Annotated in this window: 15 protein-coding genes; 7 read left to right on the plus strand and 8 right to left on the minus strand. The window is 61.2% G+C overall.

Annotation, left to right across the window (positions count from 1 at the left end; translation table 11 throughout):
- Positions 1–43: 43 nt before the first annotated feature.
- The 4 genes from BX592_RS28575 (at position 44) to hemP (ending at position 2,537) form a co-directional block, all read left to right on the plus strand.
- Positions 44–916: a pirin family protein gene (locus BX592_RS28575; RefSeq protein WP_134196647.1), complete on the plus strand. Its 873-nt coding sequence runs from the start codon at positions 44–46 to the stop codon at positions 914–916.
- A 181-nt stretch (positions 917–1,097) separates the two neighbouring features.
- The gene (locus BX592_RS28580; RefSeq protein WP_134196648.1) at positions 1,098–1,496 is read left to right on the plus strand and encodes an OsmC family protein; all 399 of its coding nucleotides are present in this window, start codon (positions 1,098–1,100) and stop codon (positions 1,494–1,496) included.
- A gap of 30 nt (positions 1,497–1,526) precedes the next feature.
- Complete coding sequence (locus BX592_RS28585) at positions 1,527–2,021, plus strand: SRPBCC family protein (protein ID WP_134196649.1); 495 nt, start codon at positions 1,527–1,529, stop codon at positions 2,019–2,021.
- A gap of 237 nt (positions 2,022–2,258) precedes the next feature.
- Entirely contained in the window at positions 2,259–2,537 is a 279-nt protein-coding gene (gene hemP, locus BX592_RS28590; protein ID WP_134196650.1) for a hemin uptake protein HemP, read from the plus strand.
- A 368-nt stretch (positions 2,538–2,905) separates the two neighbouring features.
- On the opposite strand, the gene BX592_RS28595 is transcribed toward hemP, so the two are convergent.
- The 6 genes from BX592_RS28595 to uvrB form a co-directional block, all read right to left on the minus strand.
- Positions 2,906–3,322, minus strand: coding sequence for a GlcG/HbpS family heme-binding protein (locus BX592_RS28595; protein ID WP_134196651.1), 417 nt, complete (start codon positions 3,320–3,322; stop codon positions 2,906–2,908).
- Positions 3,323–3,353: 31 nt separating this feature from the next.
- Entirely contained in the window at positions 3,354–4,760 is a 1,407-nt protein-coding gene (locus tag BX592_RS28600) for a 4Fe-4S binding protein (protein WP_134196652.1), read from the minus strand.
- On the minus strand, positions 4,757–5,602 hold the full coding sequence (locus BX592_RS28605) for an FTR1 family iron permease (protein WP_134196653.1): 846 nt from the start codon (positions 5,600–5,602) through the stop codon (positions 4,757–4,759). The genes BX592_RS28600 and BX592_RS28605 overlap by 4 nt, the downstream gene beginning before the upstream one ends.
- Positions 5,603–5,692: 90 nt before the next feature.
- Positions 5,693–6,010, minus strand: a complete 318-nt coding sequence (locus BX592_RS28610) for a cupredoxin domain-containing protein (protein WP_134196675.1) — start codon at positions 6,008–6,010, stop codon at positions 5,693–5,695.
- A gap of 143 nt (positions 6,011–6,153) precedes the next feature.
- Entirely contained in the window at positions 6,154–6,702 is a 549-nt protein-coding gene (locus BX592_RS28615) for an iron transporter (protein WP_134196654.1), read from the minus strand.
- A gap of 295 nt (positions 6,703–6,997) precedes the next feature.
- Positions 6,998–9,091, minus strand: a complete 2,094-nt coding sequence (gene uvrB, locus BX592_RS28620; protein WP_134196655.1) for an excinuclease ABC subunit UvrB — start codon at positions 9,089–9,091, stop codon at positions 6,998–7,000.
- 419 nt (positions 9,092–9,510) lie between these two features.
- Between uvrB and BX592_RS28625 the strand changes: the two genes are divergently transcribed.
- A complete protein-coding gene (locus tag BX592_RS28625; RefSeq protein ID WP_134196656.1) occupies positions 9,511–10,710 on the plus strand; it encodes an amino acid aminotransferase in 1,200 nt (399 codons plus the stop codon).
- Between the two features lie 121 nt (positions 10,711–10,831).
- On the opposite strand, the gene BX592_RS28630 is transcribed toward BX592_RS28625, so the two are convergent.
- Together BX592_RS28630 and BX592_RS28635 are read right to left on the minus strand one after the other, a co-directional pair.
- Positions 10,832–12,076, minus strand: coding sequence for a DUF3734 domain-containing protein (locus BX592_RS28630; protein WP_134196657.1), 1,245 nt, complete (start codon positions 12,074–12,076; stop codon positions 10,832–10,834).
- A gap of 15 nt (positions 12,077–12,091) precedes the next feature.
- Positions 12,092–12,889, minus strand: a complete 798-nt coding sequence (locus BX592_RS28635) for a 3-hydroxybutyrate dehydrogenase (RefSeq protein ID WP_134196658.1) — start codon at positions 12,887–12,889, stop codon at positions 12,092–12,094.
- Positions 12,890–13,106: 217 nt separating this feature from the next.
- On the opposite strand from BX592_RS28635, the gene BX592_RS28640 reads away from it, so the two are divergent.
- Both BX592_RS28640 and BX592_RS28645 read left to right on the plus strand, forming a co-directional pair.
- The gene (locus tag BX592_RS28640; protein WP_134196659.1) at positions 13,107–14,078 is read left to right on the plus strand and encodes a potassium channel beta subunit family protein; all 972 of its coding nucleotides are present in this window, start codon (positions 13,107–13,109) and stop codon (positions 14,076–14,078) included.
- Between the two features lie 206 nt (positions 14,079–14,284).
- Positions 14,285–15,130, plus strand: coding sequence for a 23S rRNA (adenine(2030)-N(6))-methyltransferase RlmJ (locus tag BX592_RS28645; RefSeq protein ID WP_134196660.1), 846 nt, complete (start codon positions 14,285–14,287; stop codon positions 15,128–15,130).
- Positions 15,131–15,203 lie beyond the last annotated feature (73 nt).

A 15,203-nucleotide genomic window follows, 5' to 3' on the forward strand; every position in this document is an offset into this window, starting at 1 on the left:
GTTTCAAAAACAACGTGATTCCCCATTTTCCGAGGTGATTTTGATGAGCACGACCCGCACGATAGAACGCACGTATCCCGCCGTTCGCACAACCGAAGGCGGCGGTTTTATCGTCCATCGCCCCTTTCCGACCCGCATGCTGATGGACTTCGACCCGTTCCTGCTGCTCGATGAAATGGGTCCGGTCGACTACGCGCCAGGCGAAGCGAAGGGCGCGCCCGATCATCCGCACCGCGGCTTCGAAACGGTGACATATGTGCTCGAAGGTCAGTTCGGCCATAAGGACTCGGCGGGACACTCCGGCACACTGCATGCGGGCGATGTGCAGTGGATGACCGCCGGCGCGGGCGTCGTGCATAGCGAAATGCCTGATCCTTCGTTTGTGGCAACCGGCGGCCGCGTGCATGGATTGCAACTCTGGGTGAATCTGCCGCGCAGTGACAAGATGATCGAGCCGCGCTACCAGGAAATTCCGTCGACGCGCATTCCGGTGGCGACGTCAGTGGACGGAAAGGTACGTGTCAAGGTGATTGCAGGCGATGCGCTGGGCGCGAAAGCGGTGATTGAAACGCGCACGCCGATTCTCTACCAGCATTTCACGCTGCAACCCGGCGCCCAGATCGTGCATCCGGTGCCGCGCGAGTATCGCGTGTTCGCGTATGGCTTGTCCGGCACCGGCTTGTATGGCGAAGGCCAGCAGGCGATCGACGCGCAGAAGATGGTCGTGTTCGGCAACGACGGCGACAGCATCGCGCTCGCGGCCGGCGACGCCCCGCTCGATGTGCTGCTGTTCGGCGGCGTGCCGCTCAACGAACCGGTGGTGCGCTATGGCCCGTTCGTGATGAATACCGAAGACGAAATCCGCCAGGCCGTGATCGATTACCAGGCGGGTCGCATGGGCCGTATCACGCACTGATCGCGCGTGGCTTGTGGCTTGTTGCTCGCCGATTGCGCGTGCGTTGGCTTGGCTCTGTCACCCGGACCACGATGTTCCGCGAGATTTCGGTCACAATAGCGATTGACCGCAATTCACTGGCAACTCACACGCGCGCGGCCTCTTGCGCCGCGCGCCGCATTTCATCCGCACAGGAGCATACATGGCAGAGTCCAACGTTACCGCACACATCGGCTCGACCAACTTCAAGGTTCTTTTCGACGACGGCGCGCACACCTGGATCGCCGATGAACCGGAGTCGCTGGGCGGCGGGGACCGCGGGCCGACACCGGTCGGGCTGCTGCTGTCGAGTCTCGGCGCATGCACGTCGATTACGCTGAAGATGTATGCGCAACGTAAAGGCTGGCCACTTGAAGACGTGCGCGTCACGCTATCGATCGAAACCGGCGAGCAAGGATCGACCATCGATCGCCAGATTTCACTCGAAGGCAATTTATCCGACGAGCAGCGGGAGCGATTGCTGCAAATCGCCAATGCCTGTCCGGTGCACAAGATCCTGACGCGGCCGATCGCGATTCGTACGGGTTTGACCGTCGTTTGATGACATTGCGCGCTTACGGGAACTGTCGCTTTGAACTTTGAACACCTGGTGCAGATCAACGATCCGCTGAACCCGCTCGTCGAAGATATGACGCGCGACCAGCTGTGGGATGGCCTCGTGCTGCGCGCTGAACAACCGCAGCTATTCGTGCTGGGCCTGGACAGCTGCACGATTCTGTCGCGCACCGAGAGCACGCTCGAGCGCGAACTTCATTACGGCCATGCAATCGTGCGCGACCATGTGACGATGCTGCCGAAGGAAAGTGTGCGCTACGACATCATGGCGACCGCGTCGCACGTCGGCGGCTCGCTGACGATGTCGATCGAACAGCCCGACCCGGTGCAGCTCTTTCTGCGCTTCGAATATCGGACCACGCTGCCGACCACCGAAGAGCGGCCGGCGGATAACGACGTTCGTCAGACGCAAGAGATCGTCAAGTCCGCGTATCGCGAGTCGGACATCGATACCGTGCGGCTGATTCGCGAATACATCCTTGGCTTGAACGCGCCGGATCAGCTGCACTGATATCGGCCGTCGGTGGATGTGATAGGCGCGTGGGGCCGCTTCGATAGTCGCTTCGATAGTCGCTTCGATAGTCGCTTCGATTGTCCATAGCGAGCCCCATTCGCGAGCCACCAACCCGATCCTCGGCCCTTCGATCAAACCTATCAGAACGCCGTTCCGATGAATTGAATTACATGTAAATAGGAATAGTTATCATTTAGAATCATCTCCATCGAATTGAACAAACCGATGGCACGAATGACGAATCTGACGCGCTCTTCCACGCTCAGCTTGCGCCGCCCGGCGTCGCAAGCCCTGACTACCAGCCGTGCGAGCAAAGCCAGCACACTGGCAGCGACGCCGTCCGGGGACCGGCCGGAACGCACGAATAGCGTGTCGGCCGATATTCCGGATGCGGAGCGCGTGATCCGTAGCGACACGCTGCTGCAGGGCCGCAGCCATGTCAGCATCTCGCACAACGGCGAAACGTATCAGCTGCGCGCGACGCGTTTGGGCAAACTGATTCTGACGAAGTAACGAACAACGTCCGCTGCGGCGCGAGAGTGCTGAAAGCGCGACAGTGAGTCACACCGGGTATTGTGGGGACCACCTCTGCGAGAGGTGTTGGGCTTTAGCCAGCCACGACGGCTTGCACGCGAGATCTAGACCCCTTCGTGCAGATATCAAGCCAGCCGTCGAAGCCAGCCAGGCCGTTTTTTTGGTTCTCACTCCAGCAACGCGCTCAAGTGGCCATTGGGTCCGGGCGCTGTGCATTGCAATGAACTGGCAGAAGCCGTGCGGATGGAGACATCGCACGGCTTTTCCGCTTTTGGGCGACCTTCGACGCCGCTACCCGAACCACTCAGCGTCCCGCGCGGGGGAACCGCGAGTCGCCGTTCAATGCGTCATTGCGCGCCGGCCTGGTCCAGCGCCGCGATGCCTGCGCGAGCAATCGACGCATCCTGATCGGACTTCACGCCCGACACACCAATCGATCCGACCACCTCGCCGTTCACAATGATCGGCACACCGCCCTCGACCATTGCCACCAGCGGCGCGCTCAGAAACGCGGTGCGTCCCTGCTTGATGATGTCTTCATAGACCTTGGTTTCGCGGCGCCCGAGCAATGCGGTACGGCCCTTGCCGATCGCCATTTCGACGGTGCTTGCCGCGACGCCATCCATCCGGTGCAGATACAGCAGATGACCGCCGTCGTCGAAAATCGCCACCGTCACGTGCCACTGATTCGCGGCTGCATGCGCTTCGGCTGCGGCAGCCATCTTTCTGACGTCATCGTCGGTTAGAACAAGTTTGCTTCTCACGGGTGTCTCCCTCCGGTTATCTGGCGCGCGGTTAGTGCGCCCAGCCCCAGAACATCAGCCACCACGCGCTATCGACGACCGCCAGTGCAGCGACGAACCATACCATTGTGAACCCGCGCTGCAAAAACCGCGCGCTGTAACGGCGCGTCACAAGCCACGCGAGCCACGTGCTCCACAGGTTCGCAATCGCGAGGATCACGAGCCGCACATCCGCCGCCCAGAACAGCGGCACATGCTCCGCGCGCAACAACGACAGCGTGGTTGCCGACAGGCCGAGAAATACGCCCGTGCCCGCAATCGGGATCAGCGCCTGCGCGATGTGATGCAGCCGCCTGACGTCGAAGCGGCCGAGCGAGCGGGCCGCGCCCGCCATCAACGCAAGCAGCACGGTGCCGTACATGAGCCCTGTCACGAGGATGTAGCCGATCACCATCGTGCCGTCGAGCCACGAAAAGACGTCGTTCTGCTCCGGATAATGCGTGAACAGGAACCACGGAACGTGATCGGTTTCCAGCGGCCAGGTGATGTCGCGATCGATCAGCCACGTCGCGAGGAACTGCTTGATGCCGATGAACCACGGCGACACGGTCCAGTGAAATGCGCCGATCGCGATACCCAGCAGCCCGTACACGATCAGCGCGGTATCCCATGCGTTCGCCTGCTTGTCGCCGAGATCGACGACTTCCGACGAAGGTTTGCGCCAGGTGAGCGCGATCGCATCGCGATGGCCAGCGCAGCGCCCGCACATATGGCACGGGGCCGCACCTTTCATGTTGCGCAGTGGCACGAGCGGCGCGCAGTTGATCGGAATCACGCGATGGCCGTGCTCGCCCTGTTTGTACGAACGGCGCCACGCGTCTTCGTCGACCTTGTAGTGAAACGGCGCGAGGCGCGCCAGAAGCGCAAAAACCCCGTTGACGGGGCACAGGTACTTGCACCAGATGCGCTTCTCGCGTCCGTACAGCAAGCCGATGATCATCGCCGCGAACGTCGATCCGCCGAGTACGAGCAGCACCGCCTTCGGATACTGATAGACGCTCACCATCTGTCCGTAGATGGTCGTGATGCCGAACGCAACGAACGGCCAGCCGCCCCAGCGCATCCAGTGCGGAATCGCGCGGCCGCGCCCGAACTTGCTCGCAAACTCCGCGAGCGCGCCTTCGGGGCACAGCACGCCGCACCACACGCGCCCGAGCATCACCATCGACAGCAACACGAACGGCCACCAGATGCCCCAGAACACGAACTGCGCGGCGAGCGTGAGGTTGTTCCACAGATGCGCGGTGTCGCCAGGCAACGGCGTGAACGCCGGGACCAGAATCAGAAACGCGTACACCGCGACGACGACCCACTGAATGCCGCGAATCGCCGCACCGTTGCGCTGCATCCATAAGCCGACTCCGGCAAGCCGGCCGCGGCCGCTGACCACGCTGCTCATGCGGCGCGCCCTGCCTGTCGATGCGCAACCGGACGCTGTGCGCGGCGCATCAGCAGATACACGACCGCCCAGTACGCCGCATATGCGAGCAGATTCATCAGCGCCGGATGCGCGCGATAGCCGGTGAGCGTCGCGACGAGCGAGCCGAAGGTGCTCGAATCATCGAGAATGGCCGACGTGTTCCACACCTGGTCGATGAGGGTCGGCAGGATTTCCTTGTCGATCAGTTTGTCGACGCCCGTCTGGAACAGACCCGCGCCGAGGAACAGCAGCATGATTTCGGTAATGCGGAAAAAGAGCCGCCACGAGAAGATCTTGCCGCCGAGCTGAAGCACATAGAACGTCGCAAGAGCAAGCGCGAGACCGATCAGAGCGGCAAATACCTGGCTCACCGCGACATGCCCCGATTGCCCGAAGCCGACGCCGTACAGAAAGATGACCGTCTCGCTCCCCTCGCGCGCGATCGCCAGCGTGACAAGCAGTGTGATGCCCCACCAGTTCGCGTCCTGCGTGCTCTTCTGCAGCGATTGTTCCATGTCGCGTTTGAGCGTGCGGCCATGCTTCTTCATCCACAGCACCATCTGCACGATCAGCACGCAGGCGATCAGCACGATCGCGGTCTGGAAATAGTCCTGCGCATCGCCGGACAGCACCTCGGTGAAGCCGACCAGCGCGGCGCCCAGCGCGATCGCCGCGAGCACGCCCGCGCCGACGCCCGCCCACAGGTAAGGCAAGCCGCGCCGCGCATTCTGATCGCCGTTCTTCAACCATGCATACAGGATGCCGACGACCAGCAGCGCCTCGACGCTCTCCCGCCACACCACGAACATCACCTGACCCATCGATACCTCCAACCGCATTGCGGAGAACGCGTACGCGTTTCTGATCCTTGCCTGAGTGAACCGCCGACCGACCGCCCGAGCACAGCCCCGTTATTTCGCGACAATCACGCCCTGCGCCTGCTGATGAAAATCGTCAAAGAACTTGTACTCGCCCGGCGACAGCGGTGCGATCACGACGAACGACGATGCGCCCGGCGCCAGCACCTTCTCCTTGCGCAATTCGACGCTTTCGAACTCAGCCGCGCCCTTGCCGACGTTGTGCACCTCGATCTTGATGCGCTGACCAGCCGGCACCTCGATGCGGGGCGGGTTCAACTTGCCATCGCTCATCTCGAGCGTGAACGTCGGCAAGTCGGCCGCGTGCGCAACCTCGACGAAAGCGGCCGAGCAAGCCACCGACACTGCCATTGCGAAAAGCGCAATCCTGTTGTTAAGTCTCATGCATCATCCCTGAAGCTTCACTTAAGAACGTGCCGCGCGCATCGCACGTTCGCCGATCGACCCGCTCACCCGAACCGCGCTTCAACTCCGCGGCTCTCCATGCAATCCGTTCAATACCCACCCTTCTTGCCGATGCCCGCGAACGTGAAGTCGTAGTCGAGCGTGAACGGCTTGAACCACGGACCCACGCCGGTTTCCTTGTCGACGTGGCGGCCGAACGCCATATGGCCCATTTGCATCGGCGGTTCGACGATCAGCTTCAGGTGGTACTTGCCCGGTCCCGACAGCTTCACGTTGTCGCCATAGTGCGGGCCATCGTTTGCGACCATCGCCATCAGATCGCCCTTCTGCGACCAGCTCGAACCGTTTTTCGTCAGTTCGTAATGCACCTGCAGGTACGGCATCCAGTCGCCTTCCGCGAAGCCGGTCGGATTGTTCTTGACCGCATGGATATCGGCTTCCAGGTGGATGTCCGAATCCGATGCCTTGCGCATCATTCCTTCAGGGTCCATCGTGATCGGCTGCAGATACACGGCGCCGATCTCCATACCGCCCTGAATCTGCTGTTTGCCGATCGGGTACTCGGCAGCCGCGGCAGGCACTGCGATTGCCATCGCGGCGGCAAGCATGCCGCCGCACAAAATTGACGAAATGCGCATCGAAACTCCTTTGTTTTTTTAACTGAAGCGAGCCGTTAGACCCGCTACCGCCACTCACTTCAAGCCTTCACAACCTGACTGCGAAAGCAGTAAAGAACGGTAATGCGAACCATTCTCAATACTTGTGGCGAGTGTATCACTCTTCCGGTTTCGGGACAAATGCCAGATATGCAGGAAACCCCGTCGCGTCAGGGGTTTACGGGAAGCTTGTGATCATTGCGCCGACGGAAATCAGCAGGGTCGACTCGATGTCGCACATCGCCCATGTGGCGCAAGGGAACGCAATGTTGCATGGTCAATCGGTACCGGTCAGATGGTCGCCGACGTTCGCGCCGAACACACGTTCGCGCAGCAACGCGAGTTGATCGCGTGCTTGCGCGGCCTTTTCGAATTCGAGATTTTTCGCGTAATCCATCATCTGTTTTTCGAGGCGCTTGATTTCCTTCGCAAGCTGCTTTTCGGACATATCTTCGAACTTCGCGCGCTGTTGCTGCTCGCGCAGTTCGGTGCGCGCTTCGTCGGCGTTGTACACGCCGTCGATGATGTCCTTGATCCGCTTGACGACCCCGCGCGGCACGATCCCTCTCTCCGCGTTGTACGCGATCTGCTTTGCACGCCGCCGCTCGGTTTCGTCGATCGCGCGGCGCATTGAGTCGGTCATATTGTCCGCGTACAGAATCGCCTTGCCGTTCACGTTACGCGCGGCGCGGCCGATCGTCTGGATCAGCGAGCGCTCGGCGCGCAGGAAGCCTTCCTTGTCCGCATCGAGAATCGCGACCAGTGACACTTCCGGGATATCGAGGCCTTCGCGCAGCAGGTTGATGCCGACCAGCACGTCGAAGGTGCCAAGACGCAGGTCGCGGATGATTTCGACGCGTTCGACCGTGTCGATGTCGCTGTGCAGATAACGCACCTTCACGCCGTGGTCCGCGAGGAATTCGGTCAGTTGCTCGGCCATGCGCTTGGTCAGCACCGTGACCAGCACACGTTCGCCTGCCTTCACACGCTCGTTGATTTCGCCGAGCACATCGTCGACCTGGCTGCGCGCCGGTCGAACTTCGATTTCCGGGTCGACGAGGCCCGTCGGACGCACAACCTGCTCGGCGACTTGCCCGGAAGTCTTCTTTTCGTAGTCGGCGGGTGTCGCCGATACGAACACGACCTGACGCATCTTGCGTTCGAATTCGTTGAACTTCAGCGGCCGGTTGTCGAGCGCCGACGGCAGACGGAAACCATAGTCGACGAGGTTCTCCTTGCGTGCGCGGTCGCCGTTGTACATCCCGTTCAACTGACCGATCAGCACGTGCGATTCGTCGAGCAGCATCAGCGCGTCGGGCGGCAAATAGTCGACCAGCGTCGGTGGCGGCTCGCCCGGCAATGCGCCGGAAAAGTGCCGCGAGTAGTTCTCGATGCCTTTGCAGAAACCGAGTTCCTGCAGCATCTCGAGATCGAAACGCGTGCGCTGTTCGAGGCGCTGCGCTTCGACGAGCTTGCCCTGCGAGTGAAAAAACTCGAGCCGTTCGCGCAATTCGGCCTTGATCGTCTCAACCGCGCGCATCACGGTTTCGCGCGGTGTCACGTAGTGCGACGACGGGTACACAGTGAAGCGCGGGATTTTCTGGCGCACGCGACCCGTCAACGGATCGAACAGTTGCAGCGTGTCGATTTCATCGTCGAACAGTTCGATGCGCACCGCCATCTCTGCGTGCTCGGCCGGAAACACATCGATGGTGTCGCCGCGCACACGGAACGTGCCGCGCTGAAAATCCGCCTCGTTTCGCGTGTACTGCATCGCGATCAGCCGGGCGATCACTTCACGCTGCCCGAGCCGATCGCCGGTTCTGAGCGTGAGAATCATCTGGTGGTACTCGGACGGATTGCCGATACCGTAAATCGCCGACACCGTCGCGACGATCACCACGTCGCGTCGCTCCATCAGGCTCTTGGTAGCCGACAGGCGCATCTGCTCGATATGCTCGTTGATCGACGAGTCTTTCTCGATGAACAGGTCGCGCTGCGGCACATACGCTTCCGGCTGGTAATAGTCGTAGTACGACACGAAGTACTCGACCGCGTTGCGCGGAAAGAACTCGCGAAACTCCGCGTACAACTGCGCCGCGAGTGTCTTGTTCGGCGCGAACACGATGGCCGGGCGGCCGAGCCGCGCGATCGTGTTCGCCATCGTGTAGGTCTTGCCGGAGCCGGTCACGCCCAGCAGCGTCTGGAACGACAAGCCGTCCTCGATGCCGTCGACAAGCGTCTCGATCGCGGTCGGTTGGTCGCCGGATGGCGCATACGGCTGATAGAGCCTAAATGGCGAGCCTTCGAACGAGATGAACTTGGATTCATCCAGCGCATCGTTGACTTCACTCAGGTGATGTTCGGACATGGGACGGCATCCTGGGCCGGAAGCAAACGACTATTTTAGCGATTTGCGAAGCGGCGGGGCTGGGCGTGGGGACGCGGATTACGTGTAACGGTGTCCAGACCACGAGCAGATCGACGCAGCTTTCCGGCGCTTTATCGATTGGGCGCGCCTTCGCGATCCGGCACTCAAAAATATCGCGCATCGCGGGATGCGGCTCGGTGCGACCCGATTGCGGTCGGATTGCAGCCCGTTCGCCGCCCGTCGGCGCACGTCACATATGTGGCCATCGCGCCGCATTCCAACAGATTTGCGCCGAAAAGCCTGCGCGGATTCGCTACAATGGCACGTTGCGCGTGGCGATCCGCGTCCGGCCGCCATTGCCGGAACTGTTTCAGAAGCCTTTCCGTCGCCGTTATTCTCTTCACTACTGCCGATCCATCATGTCTCTCTTTTCCGCCGTCGAACTTGCTCCCCGCGACCCGATCCTGGGCCTGAACGAAGCCTTTAACGCCGATCCGCGCCCGACCAAGGTCAATCTGGGCGTCGGCGTCTACACGAACGAAGAAGGCAAGATTCCGCTGCTGCGTGCAGTGCGCGAAGCGGAAAAGGCGCGTATCGAAGCAGCGCTGCCGCGCGGCTATCTGCCGATCGAAGGCATCGCCGCTTATGACGCGGCGGTGCAGCAACTGCTGCTCGGCAAGGACTCGCCGCTTATCGCGGCCGGCCGCGTGGTGACGGCACAAGCGCTCGGCGGCACCGGCGCACTGAAAATCGGCGCGGATTTCCTCAAGCGTCTGAACCCCGCGGCGAAGGTCGCGATCAGCGACCCGAGCTGGGAGAACCACCGCGCGCTCTTCGAAAGCGCCGGCTTCGAAGTGCTTTCGTACCCGTATTACGACGCAAAGACGAACGGCGTCAACTTCGAAGCGATGCTGACGGCGCTCAACGGTTACGCGCCGGGCACGATCATCGTGCTGCACGCGTGCTGCCACAACCCGACCGGCGTCGATCTGACGGCCGACCAGTGGCGTCAGGTCGTCGAAGTCGTGAAGGCGCGCCAGCTGGTGCCGTTCCTCGATATCGCGTACCAGGGCTTTGGCGACGGCATCGACGCGGACGCAGCCGCGGTGCGTCTGTTCGCACAGTCGGAACTGAACGTGTTCGTGTCGTCGTCGTTCTCGAAGTCGTTCTCGCTGTATGGCGAGCGCGTCGGCGCACTGTCGGTCATCACGAGCAGCAAGGAAGAAACCACGCGCGTGCTGTCACAACTGAAGCGCGTGATCCGCACCAACTATTCGAATCCGCCGACGCACGGCGGCTCGGTCGTCGCGGCGGTGCTCGGTTCGCCGGAACTGCGTGCGACGTGGGAAGCCGAACTCGGCGAAATGCGTGACCGTATTCGCTCGATGCGCAACGGCCTGGTCGCGCGTCTGCAGGCAGCAGGCGTGAACCGCGATTTCAGCTTCGTGAACGTGCAGCGCGGCATGTTCTCGTATTCGGGCCTGACCTCAGCGCAGGTCGATCGTCTGCGTGAAGAGTTCGGCATCTATGCGGTCGGCACGGGGCGTATTTGCGTCGCGGCGCTGAATACGCGCAATCTGGATGTGGTCGCGAACGCGATTGCGCACGTGTTGAAATAACGCGGTACCGCGGCGGCGAACGGACGTTTCGGTCTGCCCACACGGGCGCGAGAGAGCAAAGCGAAAGCGGCACGGTTCACCCGTGCCGCTTTTTTATGTTGTGCCGAGCCGGCCGCAATGATCAGCGTGTATCGCGATGGATATCGTGCGTCACGAAGCCCGAATCGTTGTCCGGCATATCGAGCCAGCCGGGTTGAGCAAGCGATGCGCGGATGTCATCAAGCCCGCTTTGCCAGTGCTCATGCATCGTCGACAAGCCGAACTGATAGTCCTTGTAGTGCCCTTCATATTCCTTGTTCCGGTAGATCAGATGGATCACGTTGTAGCGCTTCGAGCACGACAGCTCTTCAGCCAGCTTGCACCACGGATCATCGCGATGTTCGGGCGCGACACGGTCTAGCAGTTCGCGCAGCACATGCCGGAAGCGCTGCGTACGCTGCATCATGTCCGTAACCATACGTGTGCGGCTCGAATACTGGATGTCCTTCACCCGCCCTTGCACATCGGTGATGTTGTCCGGCACCGGGCCGATCGCGCTCCACAAGTCCACCTGGAACGCGAGCGTGTCGCGACGCGGCGTGGTCTGCGCGACCTGATTGAGCGGCGTGTTCGACATCAGTCCGCCATCCCAGTAGTACTGGCCGTCGATCTCGACCGCGCCGAAGCCGGGGGGCAGCGCGCCGGACGCCATAAAGTGCTCGGCCTTCAGCGTCGTACCCGGATGCGAGTTGTCGAAGTAAGCGAAGTTACCGGTGCCGACGTTGACCGCACCGATCGACACACGCGTTTCGCCGGAATTGATGCGATCGAAGTCGCAAAGCTGCTCGAGCGTCGCTTTGAGCGGCGCCGTATCGTAATAGCTGGCGAGTTGCGGCGGCCCGGACACGGTCGGCAGCGGCGGCGGGAAACGCGGCACGAAAAAGCCCTTCTGCCCGTCGACGATCGCACCCACTGCCTGCATCGCGGTGAACGCTTTGCGAACCGCGTCAGTGGAATTGAAGAACGCGTGTTCGACGAATGGCGGCAACGGCGGCCCGAATGCCGGCTGGCAGATGGTTTCCCAGAATTCTCGCAGCCGCTCGATGCGATGCTCGGGCGCATTGCCGGCGATGATCGCCGTGTTCAATGCGCCGATCGAAATGCCGGCGATCCAGTTCGGCAGCACGCCTGCCTCGTGGAGTCCCTGATACACGCCGGCCTGGTACGCGCCGAGCGCGCCGCCACCTTGCAGCATCAGCGCGACCGTCTCGTATTGCGGTAGTTCGAGGTGCTTACTCGCGCGCGTGCCGGTTGCGGCACCCGCATGCGGACCGTTACCCTCGCCGGCCGCGCCTGCGCGAGCCTCCTTGACGTTGCGTTGCGCCATTCGTGCTCTCCATATTTATTGCATGTACCAGCCGTGGCTCACGATAAACGACTGGCCGGTCAACGCCGCGGTCGGAAACGCGGACAAGAACAACACCGTCTGCGCGACATCTTCGACGGTGGTAAACACACCGTCCACCGTGCCTCCAAGCATCACGCGCTTGACGACTTCCTCTTCGCTGATACCAAGCTCCTTTGCCTGTTCGGGAATCTGCTTGTCGACGAGCGGCGTGCGCACAAAGCCAGGACAAACGACATGCGAACGCACGTTGTGCTTTGCGCCTTCCTTCGCGAGCACGCGTGCGAGACCGAGCAGCGCATGCTTGGCAGCCACGTACGCGGACTTCAGCGGCGAAGCTTCATGCGAATGCACGGAGCCCATATAGATCACGACGCCGCCGCGATCGTCCTTGTACATGTGCTTGAGCGCCGCCTTCGTAGTAAGGAACGCACCATCGACGTGAATGGCCTGCATCTTCTTCCAGTCGGAAAACGCGTAGCTCTCGATCGGGTTAACGATCTGGATGCCGGCGTTTGAAATCAGGATGTCCACGGAACCGAACTCCGCCGCGACCTTGTCGATACCCTGATTGACCGCGTCTTCGTTCGTGACATCCATTGCGACGCCAATCGCCTTACCGCCCGCTTTCGTGATTTCATCGGCGACCGCGTTCGCGCCTTGCTGGTTCAGGTCGGCAATCGCGACCGCGGCGCCCGCTTCCGACAGCGTCAATGCAATCTGTTTGCCGATGCCGCTAGCCGCACCCGTGACGACCGCGACCTTGCCTTTCAGACTCGTATTCAGTGACGACATCCGGAACCTCCTTGCAATAGATGAGTAATGAAACCATGAGGCGCGTGCGCGGTGAAGCTAGCCGAATGGCATATCCCGTTCGGACGAATGTTGCACCGCGGTCAGCGCTGCTATTGTGCATGAAGCGGAACGCGCAAAGCACCGATCACGTGGCGGTCGGAATCGGATTAAGCTAAGCGGTTTTCACGCAGTCTTGGACAACCAACAGGGGAATTGCATGAACTATCGTCGTCTTGGCCGCTCCGGCCTGCAGGTCAGCGAACTGTCGATCGGCTCGTGGGTCACTTACGGCAACCAGGTGGACCGTCGCGTCGCGCGTGAATCGCTCGCCGCGGCGCGCGATGCGGGCATCAATTTTTTCGACAACGCGGAAGTCTATGCAGGCGGCCAGTCGGAAGAAATCATGGGGTATGCGCTCAAGGAACTCGGCTGGCCGCGCGTTAGCTATGTGGTCTCGACGAAGTTCTTCTGGGGCCTCAATGAAGCACCGAATCAGTATCACACGCTTAACCGAAAATATTTGCTGAACGCGATCGACCAGTCGCTGACGCGCCTGCAACTCGACTACGTCGATCTGGTGTTTTGCCATCGGCCCGATCCACATACGCCGGTCGAGGAAACCGTATGGGCGATGAGCGACATGATCACGCGCGGCAAAGCGCTGTACTGGGGCACGTCCGAATGGAGCGCGGACGAGATTCGCGCGGCTTACGAAATCGCCGAGCGGCATCATCTTCACAAACCGGTGATGGAGCAACCGCAATACAACCTGTTCTGCCGCAAACGCGTTGAAGAAGAATACAGCCGGCTTTACGAAGACATCGGCCTCGGCTTGACGACGTGGAGCCCGCTCGCGTCGGGCCTGTTGACTGGCAAGTACCGCAATGGCGTGCCCGCCGGCAGCCGCGCGGAACTGCAAGGTTACGACTGGCTGCGCAATTCGCTGACCGATGCCGGCAAGAACGCCATCGTCGGCAAGCTTGGCGACGTCGCAGACGAACTCGGCTGCACGCTCGCGCAACTGGCGATCGCGTGGATCCTGACGAACCCGAACGTCAGCACGGTGATCACCGGCGCGTCGCGCGTCGAACAGATCGGCGAGAACATGAAGGCGCAAGACGTCGCCGCGAAAATCACGCCTGAGATCAAGCAACGTATCGAAGCGATCGTCGGCGATTCGTTCAATTGAAATTGATCGGGCGGAGCATGATCGGCTAGCGCCGGTTCCAGGCGTCGCCTGGTTCAGCACAACGATTAAGTGGACCGCGATGCGGCGTCGCGTACTACAATACGCGCCCGCGTTGCGAGAACCGGCAACGCGTGATTCATGCGTTACCGGTCGGAACGGCCGGCACGTGCCTAATATGTTTTTGGACACCCGCCCCGGATTCCACCATGCTCAGTTATCGACACGCTTTCCACGCGGGCAATCACGCCGACGTTCTGAAACACGCGGTACTCGTGCAGTTGCTGCGTTATCTCGGCCAGAAAGACAAGGCTTACTGGTACATCGACACGCATGCGGGCGCCGGTGTTTATGCGCTAAAAGAAGGCTATGCGGCGAAATCCGGCGAATTCACCAGCGGCATTGAGAAGCTGTGGAAACGCGACGACCTGCCGCCAGTGCTGGCCGATTATGTCGAGGAAGTCTCCGCGCTCAATCCGGATGGCCAGCTTCGCTACTATCCGGGCTCACCGTATCTCGCGTGGCGTCTGATGCGCGCGCAGGACCGGATGCGCCTGTTTGAACTGCACAGCACCGAAATCGAAGTGCTTCGCCACAATTTCCGCGACGCCGGCCGGCGGGCGATGCTTTTTGCAGGCGATGGAATCGATGGCATCAAACCGCTACTGCCACCGGCGCCCAGGCGCGCACTGGTGCTGATCGATCCGTCTTATGAAGACAAGCGCGATTACGCGCGCACGCTGGCTTGCATCGAAGACAGCCTGAAGCGCTTTTCGACCGGCACCTACGCGATCTGGTATCCGCAGGTCGCGCGCCCGGAATCGCAACGGTTCGCGGATCAGCTCAAGCGGCTGCAGGAAAAGAACTGGTTGCATGTCACGCTGACCGTCTGCAGCCCGCCGGCCGATGGATTCGGGCTGTTTGGCAGTGGCATGTTCATCTTGAACCCACCGTACACACTGCCTCAGGCGATGAAGGACTCGATGCCTTGGCTGGTCAAAACATTGGGACAGGACAAAGCGGCGCAATTCAAGGTCGAATTCCGGGGGGACTGACCGGACTTCAAGCGGGGGTTTAAAGCGCGGACCTCAGACGCGGACCTAAAGCGCGAATCTCGGGCGCGAATCT

The organism is Paraburkholderia rhizosphaerae, from assembly GCF_004366595.1.
GTDB lineage: Bacteria > Pseudomonadota > Gammaproteobacteria > Burkholderiales > Burkholderiaceae > Paraburkholderia > Paraburkholderia rhizosphaerae.

Bases quoted from the DNA above. Each gene is read 5' to 3' on its own strand.
- BX592_RS28575 (WP_134196647.1), top strand. From the start codon at position 44: ATGAGCACGACCCGCACGATAGAACGCACGTATCCCGCCGTTCGCACA.
- BX592_RS28580 (WP_134196648.1), top strand. From the start codon at position 1,098: ATGGCAGAGTCCAACGTTACCGCACACATCGGCTCGACCAACTTCAAG.
- hemP (WP_134196650.1), top strand. From the start codon at position 2,259: ATGACGAATCTGACGCGCTCTTCCACGCTCAGCTTGCGCCGCCCGGCG.
- BX592_RS28600 (WP_134196652.1), bottom strand. From the start codon at position 4,760: ATGAGCAGCGTGGTCAGCGGCCGCGGCCGGCTTGCCGGAGTCGGCTTA.
- BX592_RS28605 (WP_134196653.1), bottom strand. From the start codon at position 5,602: ATGGGTCAGGTGATGTTCGTGGTGTGGCGGGAGAGCGTCGAGGCGCTG.
- BX592_RS28610 (WP_134196675.1), bottom strand. From the start codon at position 6,010: ATGGCAGTGTCGGTGGCTTGCTCGGCCGCTTTCGTCGAGGTTGCGCAC.
- BX592_RS28615 (WP_134196654.1), bottom strand. From the start codon at position 6,702: ATGCGCATTTCGTCAATTTTGTGCGGCGGCATGCTTGCCGCCGCGATG.
- uvrB (WP_134196655.1), bottom strand. From the start codon at position 9,091: ATGTCCGAACATCACCTGAGTGAAGTCAACGATGCGCTGGATGAATCC.
- BX592_RS28625 (WP_134196656.1), top strand. From the start codon at position 9,511: ATGTCTCTCTTTTCCGCCGTCGAACTTGCTCCCCGCGACCCGATCCTG.
- BX592_RS28630 (WP_134196657.1), bottom strand. From the start codon at position 12,076: ATGGCGCAACGCAACGTCAAGGAGGCTCGCGCAGGCGCGGCCGGCGAG.
- BX592_RS28635 (WP_134196658.1), bottom strand. From the start codon at position 12,889: ATGTCGTCACTGAATACGAGTCTGAAAGGCAAGGTCGCGGTCGTCACG.
- BX592_RS28640 (WP_134196659.1), top strand. From the start codon at position 13,107: ATGAACTATCGTCGTCTTGGCCGCTCCGGCCTGCAGGTCAGCGAACTG.
- BX592_RS28645 (WP_134196660.1), top strand. From the start codon at position 14,285: ATGCTCAGTTATCGACACGCTTTCCACGCGGGCAATCACGCCGACGTT.